The sequence below is a fragment of the Bradyrhizobium sp. SRS-191 genome, assembly GCF_024586915.1.
Taxonomy (GTDB): Bacteria; Pseudomonadota; Alphaproteobacteria; order Rhizobiales; family Xanthobacteraceae; genus Bradyrhizobium.
In genome coordinates, this window is sequence record NZ_JANBVS010000001.1 from 601,953 (window position 1) to 615,852 (window position 13,900).

A 13,900-nucleotide genomic window follows, 5' to 3' on the forward strand; every position below is an offset into this window, starting at 1 on the left:
AAGCGCGCGCTAACATTCTCCTCGATGTCCACTCTGATAGAGGCCTGCGCCTGTCCGGGGGGAGCGTGGGTCGGCTATCTCTCAACGAGGAGCGATCCGATGTGTGACTACAGCCTCCATGCCGTTGCCTCGCGTCCCGCCAAGGTCGGCGAGACGCTGATCTCGACGACGTTCCGCGGCACCGCGACCCGCGGCTTCGCTTTGGAAAGCGAGCCGACCGTTGCGGTGTGCATGCTCCCCGGCACCGAGCTCGCCTTCGCCGAGGATGTCCGCTACGACAGCCGCTGGCTGTGGACCCGGACCATCCGCGAGCGCGTGGCCAAGTTCAACACCATCGAGAAACACGTCCCGGACCGCCATCACGACGCGATCGAGTTCGCCGATGGCCGACACGTCCTGGTGACGCAGCTCTGCGAAGGCCAGCGCGTCACCGTGCTGCAGTTGCCCGTCACCAAGCAGCCCGGCGAGCGCCAGACCGACCTGGCAGAAGACCGGCCGGCGGCGCAGACCCCATCGATCCGGCGCATCAGCATCACCTGACGGCCTGATCATCAGCTGATCGCATTCCTCGGACCGCACGCCAACGGCGCGGCGGCCTTCGGTCGGCACGTGCCGGAGCCGAAGGCCGTCGTCCGGCGATGATCGATCCGTTGATCAATCCGTTGATCGATCCAACGGGCCATCCTCCAACGAACTAATCGTCGACGCCCTGCTCCGCCTCGGGCGGTGTCGCATCCTGAACGCGCGGCGCGGGCGCGCGCGGCACCAATGTCGGGTCGAACTCGATCGCCTCCGGCGGCGCCGGCGCCCATGGGCGGTCGGAGCCTGCGGCGCGAACAGGCGAGACTGCGAAGCCGTCGCCGTGGCGCGTCAGCATCAACGCGCCCTGCTGCTGCAATCGCCGGCGGTCGATCACGCCGGCCGCACAGAACGACGGCGCAGCGCGCGCGGTCACGATGAGCGCCGCGCGGGTGCAATCGTCGGTGAGCGCATCGGCGCGCAGCGCCATCGCGACCAGGCGGCCGTCGGCCATCGCCACGACGCAACCCGCCTCGTCGCAGGACACGCCGTCGCCAAGCGACGAGTCAGCCGGCAGGCGCGCATCGGCATCGGCGGCGAGCCACTCGCGGGTCGCGAACACGTCCTTGCCGCTGCGCATCACATGCAGCCGCCCGTCACTGCCGCGGACCGCGACGGCGCGTCCGTCGCCGGAGATCAGGATGTCGGGCAGCGGCGCTGCGGCCGCCCACAGCGTTGCCGCTGCCAGCATCAGCGCGCCCGACCAGCGCAGCGGCGTCCTCAGCAGGCCGATCAGGATCAGGCCGAGGCTGGCCAGGATCAGCGGGCCGATGCCGAAGGCGGCCATGCGCCCGACGGCGCCGGGCAGCGCCGCGACCCAGCGCGTCACCGCGATCATCCAGTCGATGCCCCAGCCCATCAAAGTCCACCAGGGGCCATCGAGCCCGAACGGCGCCGCCAGCAGGCCCAGCAGCCCCGCCGGCATCACCAGCGCCGAGACCACCGGCATCGCGGCGAGATTGGCCAACACGCCATAAGGCGTGATGCGGTGGAAGTGGAAGGCCGCATAGGGCGTGGTCGCGAGCCCGGCGATAAGCGAGGCCAGCAGCAGCATGGCTAGCTCGCGGCCGCCCCACAGCGCGATGCGTTGCGTGGTCGAGCTATCAGGGGTCGCGAACAGCCGGGGCATGCCGAACTGCACCAGCGCGACGAGGCCGAGCGTCGCCGCGAACGACATCTGGAAGCTCGGATGCACCAGGGCTTCGGGCGCCGCGATCAGCACGATCATTGCGGCGACCGCCAGCGTGCGGAAGGTAACGGCGCGGCGGTCGACCATCACGGCGATCAACACCACTGCCGTCATGAAGAACGATCTCTGCGTCGCGACCTCCGCGCCCGACAGCAGCAGGTAGAACGCCGCAGCGACCAGCGCCGCCGCGGCCGACCATTTCTTGATCGGATGACTCACGGTGAGGCCTGGGATCAGCGCGAGCAGCGCGCGCACGGCGAAGAACACGACGCCGGCGACGACCGCCATGTGATAGCCGGAGATCGACAGCACATGGCCGAGGCCGGAGATGAACATCGCGTCGTTGACATCGGGCGTGATGGCATCGCGCCGTCCGGTCAGCAGCGCGGTGGCAATCGCGCGCTCGTCGCCGTCGAGCCGGGCGCGGATACGTGCGTCGATCGCGTCGCGCAGGCCCTGCATGGCCGCTGCATAGCGCAGGCCGAAGCCGGCCTGTTGCGGCGGCGTCACCGTGGTGATCCCGCCCATCACGAAGCCGGAGGCGCCGATGCCCTGGAAGAACATGTCGCGCGCGAAATCGTAGGAGCCGGGGCGCACCGGCGCGAGCGGCGGCAGCAGCCGCGCCTTGAGCTGCACGAAGCTGCCGACGTCGGGCGCCGTCCCCTTGCGCACCGCCAGCCGCACGCGCGTCAGCGCCATCGCGCTGCGCTGGCTTTCCATCGACGCCACCCGCAGCACGATGCGGTCGCTGCGCTCGCGGATGTCACGCGCCTCGACGAAGCCTGACAGCGACACCGAATACAGCGGCCGGGCCAGCACCGGATGCGCCACGCGAGCGGTCTTCACAGTGGCCACGGCAAAGCCGGACGCCGCAGCAGCGATCATCACGGCAACCGGAAACAGCCGGTGACGCCGCATCAGCACGGCCACGAGGCATAGCGCGAACGCCGCGGCGGCGCTGACCCACAGCACGGGCTCGTGATCGGCGGAGAAGTACAGCGCGATGCCGGCGCCGAACGCAACGGGCACCCAGGGCAGCAGCCGCCCGGCCCCGGCCTCCTCGCTTGCCCAGGCCCGCAGCTTGCCGGCGAAAGAGGGCCACGCACCGGCGCCGATCGTGGGCCAGCCACCGGCCAGCGCGCCGCGCGGCGGCCAGACATCGGCCATCACGCCCGCGATCCCGCGACGCCCTCCTGGCGGCCGCACCGGCTCCGCCATTGCCAACACCACCCGTGAACCCGACCGGGCGGGAAGGCTACCGGAAGCTGCGCGAGGCCGCCTAGCAGAACGGAACGGGAATCCTGGCTTTCTGCACGCGTTGGGCGCTGGAACTTTTCGCAGCGCACGCGCTTATCGGGGTATGGATGCCCACGACATTGACGACCCCTTCGCCGATCTCGACCTCGAGAAGGCGATCCACCTGCGCTGGACACTCCGGGACATCAAGGCGCATCGGCTCACGCTGTCCCCGGTTGCCGAGGATGATCTGTCGCTGCTCGCGGAGCGCGGCCTCGTCGACATCAGCGACGGCGTGCCGACGCTGACGGACGCCGGGCAGGACGCGATCAGCTGAGCTGCACGCGTCCTCCGGTCTCCACTCGCCTCACCCCTTGGCGACTTCCTTCGCGAACGTGTCGCGCAGGCCGATTGTGCGGTTGAACACGAGCTTGTCCGGCGTCGAGTCCGCATCCCGCACGAAGTAGCCCTGCCGCTCGAACTGCATCGGCTCCGCGGAATTGCTCGCGGCGATCGCGGGCTCGATGCGCGCGTCGGTCAGCACCTCCAGCGAGTTCGGGTTGAGGTCGGCGGTGAAGTCGGCGGCGTTCGGGCTCGGATTGGCGAACAGCTGGTTGTAGAGCCGGATCTCGGCGGTCAGCGACTGCGCCGCCGGCAGCCAGTGCATCGTCGCCTTGACCTTGCGTCCATCCGGAGCATTGCCGCCCTTGGTCGCCGGGTCGTAGGTGCAGCGGAGCTCGACGATCTCGCCGGAATCGTTCTTGATCACCTCGCGGCACTTGATGAAATAGGCGTAGCGCAGCCGCACCTCGTTGCCCGGCGACAGGCGGAAGAACTTCTTCGGCGGGTTCTCCATGAAGTCGTCCTGCTCGATATAGAGCTCGCGGCCGAAGGCGATCTTGCGCGTGCCGGCCGCGGGATCATCCGGATGGTTGATCGCCTCGAGCTCCTCGACCTGCCCTTCCGGATAGTTCTCGATCACCACCTTCAGAGGACGCAGCACCGCCATGCGGCGCTGGGCCGTGCGGTTCAGCTCCTCACGGATGCAGAATTCGAGCATGCCGACGTCGACGATGCTGTTGGCCTTGGCGATGCCGATGCGCTTGATGAATTCGCGCACCGCCGCCGGCGGCACGCCGCGGCGCTTCAGACCGGCGATGGTCGGCATGCGCGGATCGTTCCAGCCGGAGACATGGCCGTCCTGCACCAGCCGCGTCAGCACCCGCTTCGACAGCAGCGTGTAGGTGAGGTTGAGGCGCGCGAACTCGTACTGGCGCGGATGCGACGGCACCGGCAGCTTGTCGAGCAGCCACTCGTAGAGCGGCCGGTGATCCTCGAATTCGAGCGTGCAGATCGAATGCGTCACGCCCTCGATCGCGTCCGACTGGCCGTGGGCGTAGTCGTAGCTCGGATAGATCTTCCAGGTGTCGCCGGTGCGCGGATGATGCGCGTGCAGGATCCGGTACAGTACGGGGTCGCGCAGATTGATGTTGCCGGCGGCCATGTCGATCTTGGCGCGCAGCACGCGCGCGCCGTTGGGGAATTCACCCGCCTTCATGCGCCGGAACAGGTCGAGATTCTCCTCGACCGAGCGGTCGCGGAACGGGCTGTTCTTGCCGGGCTCGGTCAAGGTGCCGCGCGACAGCCGGATCTCCTCCTGGGTCTGGTCGTCGACATAAGCGAGGCCGGCCTTGATCAGGCCTTCCGCCCAGTCGTAGAGCCGCTCGAAATAATCCGAGGCATAGAACAGGTTGTCGCCCCAGTCGTAGCCGAGCCAGCGCACGTCGGCCTGGATCGAGTCGATGTATTCCTGCTCTTCCTTGGTCGGATTGGTGTCGTCGAAGCGCAGATTGCAGCGGCCGCCGAACTCCCGGGCGATGCCGAAATTTAGACCGATCGACTTGGCATGGCCGATATGCAGGTAGCCGTTCGGCTCCGGCGGGAACCGGGTGACGACCGCCTTGTGCTTGCCGCTGTCGAGATCGGCCTGGACGATGTCGCGGATGAAGTCGCGCCCTGCCTCTGCCGCCGCTGCCGTGTCGTTCGTGGTCATCAAGAATATCCTGCTCCGGAATTTGGCAGCCTATCTGCCAAATCCGCCTGCCCCAAGGAAGGCTTTAGTTATGCGGTAGGCCTGCTATACACCCCCCGCCCTTTACAGCCCCTGCCTGGATTTCGTGCTGCCGCCCATGACCACCCCGACCACCTCACCGATCGTCACGCGCTTTGCCCCCTCCCCGACCGGCTTTCTCCACATCGGAGGCGCCCGGACGGCCCTGTTCAACTGGCTGTATGCGCGCGGCCGCGGCGGCAAGATGCTGCTGCGGATCGAGGACACCGACCGCGAGCGCTCGACCGATGCGGCCATCACGGCGATCCTCGACGGGCTGAAATGGCTTGAGCTCGATTGGGACGGCGAGGTCATCTACCAATATAGCCGCGCCGCCAGGCATCGCGAGGTCGCCGAGCAGCTGCTCGCCAGCGGCATGGCGTATCGCTGCTATGCCACGGCGGAAGAACTGGCAGCCATGCGTGAGAAGGCGCGCGCCGAGGGCCGCACCCGGCTCTACGACGGCCTATGGCGCGACCGCGATCCGAAGGAGGCGCCCGAGGGCGTCAAGCCGACCATCCGGCTGCGTGCGCCGCTGACCGGCGAGACCGTGATCGAGGACCAGGTGCAGGGCCGCGTGGTCTGGCAGAACGAGAATCTCGACGATCTCGTGCTGCTGCGAGGCGATGGCAATCCGACCTACATGCTGGCGGTGGTCGTCGACGACCACGACATGGGCGTCACCCACGTGATCCGCGGCGACGACCATCTGATCAACGCCGCGCGCCAGAAGCAGATCTACGATGCGCTGGGCTGGACGGTGCCGTCGATGTCGCACATCCCGCTGATTCATGGGCCTGATGGATCGAAGCTGTCGAAGCGCCACGGCGCGCTCGGCGTCGATGCCTACCGCGCCATGGGATATCTGCCGTCCGCCCTGCGCAATTACCTGGTGCGGCTCGGCTGGAGCCATGGCGACCAGGAGATCTTCTCCACCGAAGAGATGATCGGGGCATTCGACCTGCCGGCGATCGGCCGCTCGGCGGCGCGCTTCGACTTCGCCAAGCTCGAGAATCTCAACGGCCATTACATCCGGCACAGCGCCGACGCCGCGTTGGTCCGCCAGTTCGAGGACGTGCTGAATTACGTGCCGAACGGCGCGGCGCTGAAGGCCAAGCTCAACGACGCCACCCGCGCGCAGCTCACCCAGGCGATGCCGAGCCTGAAGGAGCGCGCCAAGACGCTCTTGGAGCTGATCGATGGCGCCGCCTTCATCTTCGCCGACCGGCCGCTTCCGATCGATGCCAAGGCCGCCGCGCTGCTCACGCCGGAGAGCCGCGCCCTGATCGGCCGGCTGCACGACGCGCTGGCCGCGGTCGAGTCCTGGAGCGGGCCCGCCACGGAAGCCGCGCTGCGTGCGTTCGCGGAAGCTAACAATCTCAAGCTGGGCGCGGTGGCGCAGCCGCTGCGCGCCGCGCTGACCGGACGGACGACTTCACCCGGCATTTTCGACGTTCTCGCCATCCTCGGGCGTGATGAATCCTTAGGCCGTCTTAAGGATCAGACCACCGCATAAGGTCTCATTTACCCCCATCTTGCAGCGCACAGGGCAATACGATACGCATCTGTGCGGCACCAAAAGGCGTTCTAGGCTTTGACATTCAAACCACGTTGCGGCGGGCTCGTTGACGGATGTGAGAGCCGAAGGACACTAGTAAGTATAAGATTCCAGTGCAGTTTCGGATTTGACCTTCGCTTAAGGTCTTCGCAGCAAGAGTGATGCGAACGTCGCTGACGCGAATGTCAAAGAAGCTGCACTAGATAAAGTCCACCCGCCCTGCCATCTCTGACAAAGAACAAGGGCCAAGACTAACGATCAGCCTAACGATCTCATCGGGGACAAACGATGGACGCAAACTCCGCAAGCAAGACCGCGACCCTCACCGTCGGCAACAAGAATTTCGATCTTCCGATCCTGAGCGGCACCGTGGGCCCCGACGTCATCGACATCGGCAAGCTCTACGCCCAGACCGGGATGTTCACCTATGACCCCGGCTTCACCTCCACCGGCAGCTGCCAGTCGAAGATCACCTATATCGACGGCGACGCCGGCGTCCTGGAATACCGCGGCTACCCGATCGAGCAACTCGCCGAGAAGGGCGACTTCCTCGAGACCTGCTATCTGCTGCTGTACGGGGAGCTCCCGACCGCCGCGCAGAAGAAGGACTTCGATTACCGCGTGACCCATCACACGATGGTGCACGAGCAGATGTCGCGCTTCTTCCACGGCTTCCGCCGTGACGCCCATCCGATGGCGGTCATGGTCGCCTCGGTCGGCGCGCTGGCCGCGTTCTACCACGACTCCACCGACATCAACGATCCGAAGCAGCGCATGATCGCGTCGATGCGGATGATCGCCAAGATCCCGACCCTGGCCGCGATGGCCTACAAATACACCATCGGCCAGCCCTTCGTTTATCCGAAGAACTCGCTGTCCTTCGCCGAGAACTTCCTGCACATGTGCTTCGCGGTGCCGTGCGAGGACTACAAGCCGAACCCGGTTCTCGCCGACGCGCTCGACAAGATCTTCATCCTGCACGCCGACCACGAGCAGAACGCCTCGACCTCGACGGTGCGCATCGCCGGCTCCTCGGGCGCCAACCCGTTCGCCTGCATCGCCGCCGGCATCGCCTGCCTGTGGGGCCCGGCGCATGGCGGCGCCAACGAGGCCGCGCTGAACATGCTGGCCGAGATCGGCACCGTCGACAAGATTCCGGACTTCATCGCCAAGGTGAAGGACAAGAACAGCGACGTGCGCCTGATGGGCTTCGGCCATCGCGTCTACAAGAACTACGACCCGCGCGCCAAGATCATGCAGAAGATGTGTCACGCGGTGCTCAAGGAGACGGGCCACGCCGACGATCAGATGCTGAAGGTTGCGCTGGAGCTCGAGAAGATCGCGCTGAGCGACCAGTACTTCATCGACCGCAAGCTCTATCCGAACGTCGACTTCTACTCGGGCATCACCCTGAAGGCGATGGGCTTCCCGGTCTCGATGTTCACCGTGCTGTTCGCGGTCGCCCGCACCGTCGGCTGGATCAGCCAGTGGAGCGAGATGATCGAGGACCCGCAGCAGAAGATCGGCCGTCCGCGCCAGCTCTACACCGGCGTCGCCACGCGCAACTATGTCGAGATGGACAAGCGCGGCTGATCAAACAGCACGCGTGAGATCAGATCCAAGGCCCGTCCACGCTGGACGGGCCTTTTTTATTGCGGCCGGCTGTGCTTGCGCTGAAGCTGGTGAGCAGCCGTAGGGTGGGCAAAGCAGCCGCCGCCAGGCGGCAGCGTGCCCACCGTCGATCAGCGAACTCAGCGGCAAGATGGTGGGCACGGCGCCTCCGCGATCTCATGAGTGGAGAGAGCACGGCGGCGCCTTTGCCCACCCTACGGCTCACTGCTGTTCAACTCATAAGGCAAGAGCGATGGCGAAACGGCTCGCGACTTTCCGAACGTTGTGTATCGCGGCGATCGGGCTGGCTTTCGTCCACACAACGCCGGCGTGCGCAGTGGATGCGGTTGCGCAGGAACTGACCGTATCCGCGCCCGACGCGTCCATGACGATCAAGTTGTTTGCCGGTCAGCATGAAGGTCAGCGGCCGGCCGTGATCATCCTCCATGGCGCGCAGGGGATCGAGCGGTTTGCGGCCGCGTATTCCCGCTATGCCCAGGCGCTGGCCGCGAAAGGCATCGATGCAGCTCTCGTCGCCTACTACGACGCAAACGACCTCGGCCAGATGAGCTCCGCTGATCCAAAAATCCGGCAGGCCTATTTCTCGGCTCATGTTGCGACATGGTCGGAGCGTGTCCGCGGCGTGGTCTCTCTGCTTGTTCGCCGGGAAAATTTCTCCGGCAAGATCGGGCTTCTCGGCTTCTCCAATGGTGGTTTCCTTGCGGTAGCCACCGCCGCGGATCCACGCATCACGGCGATGGTGGTGCTCTACGCCGGGCGTCCCGACGTTCAGGAGGCGGGCGCGTTTCATCTGCCGCCCCTGCTCGCGCTGCACGGCGATGCCGATCGCAACGTGCCGCTGTCATCCGGCAAGGCGCTGGTCGAAGCAGCCCAAGCAGCAGGCGGAGAGGCCGACCTGGTGGTCTATTCCGGAATGGGCCATGGCTTCGACTTCGACGCGGCACGCCCCGAGGCCGCGGACGCGCTTGCACGGGCAACCAGCTTTTTCCTGGAGCGATTGAAGTGATGCTGGTGTCGTGCCGTAGGGTGGGCAAAGCGGCCGCCGCCAGGCGGCAGCGTGCCCACCGTCGATCGACGACCCGAGCAGAAGATGGTGGGCACGGCGCGACTACGAGTCTCCGTCAGGAAAGAGCACGGCCGCGCCTTTGCCCACCCTACGAGACCGTCTTTGTTGTCAGGGCGTGCCCCGCGGTCCGCCGCGCATCGTGGCCAGAACGACCTCGGCTGCGCGCTCGCTGGGCGAGGCAGCGCCGGTCGACATGATGTCGTCGAGCCGGTCGAACGCTGCGACTTGGCGTGCACGGATCGGGCCGTTGCTCAGCAGATCGACCAGCACGGGCGCGAGGTTGTCGGCGGTGCAGGCCTCCTGCAAATGCTCCGGAATGACGTTCTCGCCGATCACGAGATTGGCGAGGATCACCGACTGGACCTTGACCAGGCGGCGCAGGATGAAGGCCTCGACCTCGCCGACACGATAGGCCGTCACCATCGGCACGCCGGAGATGGCGAGCTCCAGGGTGACCGTGCCCGACTTCGCGAGCGCCGCATGGGCGCTTCGAAAAGCTGCGCGCTTCTCGGCCTCGTCCGTGATGATCCGCGGCGCCACGGGCCAGCTCGCCACCCCTGCCCTGACGGCGGCTTCGAGATGCGGCGTGGTTGGCACCACCGCCTCGAACGCGATGCCTTGTGCCCGCAAGCGCGCCAGCGTCTCGCCGAACACGGCGACGTGGCGGGCGACCTCGCTGCGGCGGCTGCCGGGCAGCACCAGCAGCACCGGCGGCTTGGCATCGCGGCGCGCCTGCTCCGCTGCGCTCGGGCGCAGGCTGGCGAGCTGCTCGATCAGGGGATGGCCGACATAAGTGCAGGGCGGCCCGCCCAGCCTTTGAAACGCCTCCGGCTCGAACGGCAGCAGGCCCAGAACATGATCGATATAGCCGCGCATCGTGCGGGCCCGGCCCGGCCGCCACGCCCACACGGTGGGGGCGACGTAGTTCACGATCGGAATCGAGGAGTCCTTGGCGCGCACGCGCTTGGCGACGCGCTGCGTGAAATCGGGGCTGTCGATGATGACGAGCACGTCGGGCTGGCTTGCCACGACACTGTCCACGGTCTGGCGGAGCAGACGGAGGATCTTCGGCAGCTGCTTCAACACGCCGGTGAAGCCCATGATCGAGAGCTCCTCGATCGGAAACAGCGAGACGAGCCCCTCTCGCATCATGTCGCGACCGCCGACACCCGAGAACGCAACGCCGTCGCCGAGGCGCTGGCGCAGCACCTTCATCAGCCTGGCGCCAAGGCGATCGCCGGATTCTTCGGTGGCCACCAGGCAGATCCTGCGGATGGCCGGGCCGTCCGGTAGCTGCGCCGTCACGCAGTCACACCGGTGATGAACACGCCGGCGCGATCGGCGGCCGATACAGTTTCCTGCGGATCGGCCAGCAGCGTGTGGGCCGATGCGACGGCGACGCCGGCAAGGCCAGCCGCCGCGAGACCTTCGACCGTGCGCGGGCCGATCGTCGGCAGATCATAGCGGAGGTCCTGGCCGGCCTTCGGCGCCTTCACCAGCACGCCCCGCCCCACGGCCGAGCGGATGCGGCGATCGGCGCGCAGACGCGCCACGCGGGCCAGCAGCCCGTCGGTGCCCTCGATGTCCTCCAGCGCGACGACATGGCCATCGATCACGACCACCGCCTGCCCGACATCGAACGGCGCCATCGCACGCAGCACAGCGAGCCCCTTGGCGATATCGCCGGTGACGAGATCATTCGGCCGGCTGCGCGTCAGGTGCCCCTCGGGCACCAGCAGGTTGGGCGCGACGTCCTTCACGCCGATCATATGGAAGCCATGGCGCTCGAAGATGCGCCCGACGCCCGACAGCAGATGATCGTCGCCGCCGCGGAACGCCGACCAGATGTAGGGCAGCTCGCGCAGCGTGCCCCAGTCGAAGCGGATCTCGGAGACCGCGGGGCGCACGAGGTTGCCGATGAACATCAGGTCGCGGACGCCTTCGGCCTTGAGCAGCTTCAAGGCATTGCCGAGCTGCCCGAGCCCGATCCAGTGATGACGGAAGCGGGCCAGCGGCTTGGGATCGCAGATGCCCTTCAGCGCGAACAGCACCGGCGTCTGCCCGCGCGCAACGATGGCGTCGCCGACCGCGAAGGGCAGCACGCCACCGGCTGCGATCAAGCCGACCGGCGGTGTGGTCTCGCTGGCCTGCCCGCACATAGCCGTCAGAGCTCGGTCGGCGCGGATCTGCCGATGTCCGGCAAACACAGCGCGCGGTGACGGCCTCCGCCGATGAAGGCGAGGATCTCGGCGATGGCCGGATCGTCGCCGGCCATCGGCTGCACCGCCACGAGGCGGTCGGCGAACACGCCGGGACCGTGGAACAGTTTCTGATAGAAGGCGCGCACGGTGGCGAGCCGCTCGCGGGTGAACTTGCGCCGTTTCATGCCGATGACGTTGAGGCCTTCCAGCGCGGCATACTGGCCGTTGACGAGGCCATAGGGAATGATGTCCCCGCGCACGCCGCAGACGCCGCCGACCATCACGCCGTGGCCGATGCGGGTGAACTGATGCACGGCGGAGAGGCCGCCGATATAGACGGCATCACCGACCTCGACATGGCCGCCGAGCGTCGCCGAGGTCGCGAAGATCACGTTGTTGCCGACGACGCAATCATGCGCGACATGCGCGTTGTTCATGAAGAAGCCGGCGTTGCCGATCTTGGTCAACCCGCCGCCCTTGGTGGTGCCGATGTTCATCGTCACGCCTTCGCGGAAGGTGTTGCCGGAGCCGATCTCGAGCCGGTGCGGCTCGCCGCGATAGCTGAGATCCTGCGGCGCGCCGCCGAGCACGACGAACGGCGAGATGACGTTGTCGTCGCCGAGCGTGGTGTGGCCCATGATCTGGACCTGGCTGATCAGCTTGCAGTTGGCGCCGATCACGACGTTCGGGCCGATGATGCAATAGGGACCGATCACGGTCCCCTCGCCGATCACGGCGCCATCCTCGACGCGGGCGGTGGGATCAATCTTGCTCATCTCAACGCAACCAACTCTCTCGTCTCACGCTCAGTCGGTCAGCATCGCGCCGACATCGGCCTCGGCGACCACAACGCCGTCGACCTTGGCATCGCCGTGAAACCACCACATCGTCTTGCGGCGGCCGATCGAGCGCATGTGATACTCGATGGTCTGGCCCGGCAGCACCGGCTTGCGGAACTTGCACTTGTCGATGGTGAGGAAATACACCGCGCGCGGCTTTTCCGTGCCCTCGACCGACTTGATGCCGATCACGCCGGCCGTCTGCGCCATGCCCTCGATCATCAGCACGCCCGGATACACCGGCCGCTCCGGGAAATGGCCCTGGAAGCACGGCTCGTTGAACGAGACGTTCTTGACGCCGATGCCGCTGTAATCGGCCCGGATGTTCTTCACGCGGTCGATCAGGAGAAACGGGTTACGGTGCGGCAGCGTCTTCAGAATCTCGTTGATGTCGATGTCCGCAAACTTGATGGGTGACTCCTCCATCACTCCCGTCCTTCGTCCCTGCTCGCTGCCTGATCACGCACCAGCCGTTCCACCGCAACGATCTCGCGGAACCACTGCTTGGTCGGCTTGGCGAAGAAGCCGCCCCACCGTCCGTTCGGCGGGATGTCGTCCTTGACGCCGCTCATGGCGGTCACCTGGGCGCCATCACCGATCGTGAGGTGATTGTTGATACCGACCTTCGCCCCAAGGGCGACGTTGTCGCCGATCGTAAGGCTGCCTGCCAGTCCGATCTGGGCCGCCAGCAGGCAATGTCTCCCGATTGTGACATTGTGGCCGATCTGCACCTGGTTGTCGATTTTGGTGCCTTCGCCGATCACCGTGTCGCGGAGGCTGCCGCGGTCGATCGTCGTACCGGCGCCGACCTCGACATAATTCTGGATGATCACGCGCCCGGTCTGCGGCACCTTGGTGTGGCCGTTGGCTCCGAAGAAGATGAAGCCGTAGCCGTCCTGGCCGATGCTGCAGCCGGGATGGATCAGCACGTCATTGCCGATCAGCGCGCATTGGATGACGGTCCGGGCGCCGACATTGCAGTCGCGGCCGATCTTGACGTGGGCGCCGATCACGGCGCCGGCGCCGACAATCGTGCCCGAGCCGATCTCAACATGGGCGCCGATCACAGCCAAGGGCTCGACGATCACGCCATCCTCCAGCCGGGCGCTGGGGTCGATGATCGCCTGGGGCGAGATGCCGTCGTCGCCGAACCAGGGTTGCGGGCGCAGCGCGTCGGCATGAAACTCGCGCGCCAGCTGCACGAAGGCGCGGAACGGCTGGTTGGCCCTGACGACCGCGACATGCGCCGGCACCCGCGCCTCGAAACGCGGGCTCACCAGGCAGGCGCCGGCCTTGGTGCGGGCGAGCTGATCGGCGTATTTGAGGTTGTCGAAGAACGCCAGATGCATCGGCCCGGCCTCGTCCAGCGAGGCGAGCCCCTTGATCACCCTGTCGCCCTGGGAGGCGTCGACGAGCACCGCATTCGCCTTCGCTGCGATCGCCGCCAGGGTCGTCGGGGGTGGAGGTTGGAAGAAGGTCGGCTGGGCCAT

Annotated in this window: 12 protein-coding genes; 5 read left to right on the forward strand and 7 right to left on the reverse strand. The window is 66.7% G+C overall.

Annotated elements, in window-relative coordinates:
• Positions 1-99 precede the first annotated feature (99 nt).
• Positions 100-540 carry a hypothetical protein gene (locus tag NLR35_RS02900; RefSeq protein ID WP_257165039.1) on the forward strand — a complete coding sequence of 147 codons (441 nt, stop codon included), beginning with the start codon at positions 100-102 and terminating at the stop codon, positions 538-540.
• A gap of 154 nt (positions 541-694) precedes the next feature.
• Here NLR35_RS02900 and NLR35_RS02905 read toward each other — a convergent pair whose 3' ends face one another.
• Positions 695-2,986: a ComEC/Rec2 family competence protein gene (locus NLR35_RS02905; RefSeq protein WP_257165040.1), complete on the reverse strand. Its 2,292-nt coding sequence runs from the start codon at positions 2,984-2,986 to the stop codon at positions 695-697.
• Positions 2,987-3,128: 142 nt separating this feature from the next.
• Between NLR35_RS02905 and NLR35_RS02910 the strand changes: the two genes are divergently transcribed.
• On the forward strand, positions 3,129-3,341 hold the full coding sequence (locus NLR35_RS02910; protein ID WP_257165041.1) for a hypothetical protein: 213 nt from the start codon (positions 3,129-3,131) through the stop codon (positions 3,339-3,341).
• Positions 3,342-3,371: 30 nt separating this feature from the next.
• Here NLR35_RS02910 and NLR35_RS02915 read toward each other — a convergent pair whose 3' ends face one another.
• The gene (locus tag NLR35_RS02915; RefSeq protein ID WP_257165042.1) at positions 3,372-5,057 is read right to left on the reverse strand and encodes a glutamine--tRNA ligase/YqeY domain fusion protein; all 1,686 of its coding nucleotides are present in this window, start codon (positions 5,055-5,057) and stop codon (positions 3,372-3,374) included.
• 136 nt (positions 5,058-5,193) lie between these two features.
• On the opposite strand from NLR35_RS02915, the gene gltX reads away from it, so the two are divergent.
• The 3 genes from gltX to NLR35_RS02930 all read left to right on the forward strand — a co-directional run bounded on the left by gltX (position 5,194) and on the right by NLR35_RS02930 (position 9,310).
• The gene (gltX, locus tag NLR35_RS02920) at positions 5,194-6,630 is read left to right on the forward strand and encodes a glutamate--tRNA ligase (RefSeq protein WP_257165043.1); all 1,437 of its coding nucleotides are present in this window, start codon (positions 5,194-5,196) and stop codon (positions 6,628-6,630) included.
• A gap of 330 nt (positions 6,631-6,960) precedes the next feature.
• A complete protein-coding gene (gene gltA / locus NLR35_RS02925; protein ID WP_257165044.1) occupies positions 6,961-8,265 on the forward strand; it encodes a citrate synthase in 1,305 nt (434 codons plus the stop codon).
• A 271-nt stretch (positions 8,266-8,536) separates the two neighbouring features.
• Positions 8,537-9,310 carry a dienelactone hydrolase family protein gene (locus NLR35_RS02930; RefSeq protein WP_257165045.1) on the forward strand — a complete coding sequence of 258 codons (774 nt, stop codon included), beginning with the start codon at positions 8,537-8,539 and terminating at the stop codon, positions 9,308-9,310.
• A 168-nt stretch (positions 9,311-9,478) separates the two neighbouring features.
• Here NLR35_RS02930 and lpxB read toward each other — a convergent pair whose 3' ends face one another.
• From lpxB to lpxD, 5 genes are read right to left on the reverse strand one after another with little or no spacing between them, the layout of a single operon-like run.
• Entirely contained in the window at positions 9,479-10,675 is a 1,197-nt protein-coding gene (lpxB, locus tag NLR35_RS02935) for a lipid-A-disaccharide synthase (protein ID WP_257165046.1), read from the reverse strand.
• The gene (locus NLR35_RS02940) at positions 10,672-11,529 is read right to left on the reverse strand and encodes an LpxI family protein (RefSeq protein ID WP_257165047.1); all 858 of its coding nucleotides are present in this window, start codon (positions 11,527-11,529) and stop codon (positions 10,672-10,674) included. Before NLR35_RS02940 ends, lpxB begins: the two co-directional genes overlap by 4 nt.
• A gap of 5 nt (positions 11,530-11,534) precedes the next feature.
• Positions 11,535-12,347, reverse strand: coding sequence for an acyl-ACP--UDP-N-acetylglucosamine O-acyltransferase (gene lpxA, locus NLR35_RS02945; protein WP_257165048.1), 813 nt, complete (start codon positions 12,345-12,347; stop codon positions 11,535-11,537).
• Between the two features lie 30 nt (positions 12,348-12,377).
• The gene (gene fabZ, locus NLR35_RS02950; protein ID WP_006611100.1) at positions 12,378-12,836 is read right to left on the reverse strand and encodes a 3-hydroxyacyl-ACP dehydratase FabZ; all 459 of its coding nucleotides are present in this window, start codon (positions 12,834-12,836) and stop codon (positions 12,378-12,380) included.
• Positions 12,836-13,900: a UDP-3-O-(3-hydroxymyristoyl)glucosamine N-acyltransferase gene (gene lpxD / locus NLR35_RS02955; protein ID WP_257165049.1), complete on the reverse strand. Its 1,065-nt coding sequence runs from the start codon at positions 13,898-13,900 to the stop codon at positions 12,836-12,838. The genes fabZ and lpxD overlap by 1 nt, the downstream gene beginning before the upstream one ends.

Bases quoted from the DNA above. Each gene is read 5' to 3' on its own strand.
- NLR35_RS02900 (WP_257165039.1), top strand. From the start codon at position 100: ATGTGTGACTACAGCCTCCATGCCGTTGCCTCGCGTCCCGCCAAGGTC.
- NLR35_RS02940 (WP_257165047.1), bottom strand. From the start codon at position 11,529: ATGTGCGGGCAGGCCAGCGAGACCACACCGCCGGTCGGCTTGATCGCA.
- gltA (WP_257165044.1), top strand. From the start codon at position 6,961: ATGGACGCAAACTCCGCAAGCAAGACCGCGACCCTCACCGTCGGCAAC.
- NLR35_RS02905 (WP_257165040.1), bottom strand. From the start codon at position 2,986: ATGGCGGAGCCGGTGCGGCCGCCAGGAGGGCGTCGCGGGATCGCGGGC.
- NLR35_RS02915 (WP_257165042.1), bottom strand. From the start codon at position 5,057: ATGACCACGAACGACACGGCAGCGGCGGCAGAGGCAGGGCGCGACTTC.
- lpxD (WP_257165049.1), bottom strand. From the start codon at position 13,900: ATGGCCCAGCCGACCTTCTTCCAACCTCCACCCCCGACGACCCTGGCG.
- NLR35_RS02910 (WP_257165041.1), top strand. From the start codon at position 3,129: ATGGATGCCCACGACATTGACGACCCCTTCGCCGATCTCGACCTCGAG.
- lpxA (WP_257165048.1), bottom strand. From the start codon at position 12,347: ATGAGCAAGATTGATCCCACCGCCCGCGTCGAGGATGGCGCCGTGATC.
- fabZ (WP_006611100.1), bottom strand. From the start codon at position 12,836: ATGGAGGAGTCACCCATCAAGTTTGCGGACATCGACATCAACGAGATT.
- gltX (WP_257165043.1), top strand. From the start codon at position 5,194: ATGACCACCCCGACCACCTCACCGATCGTCACGCGCTTTGCCCCCTCC.
- NLR35_RS02930 (WP_257165045.1), top strand. From the start codon at position 8,537: ATGGCGAAACGGCTCGCGACTTTCCGAACGTTGTGTATCGCGGCGATC.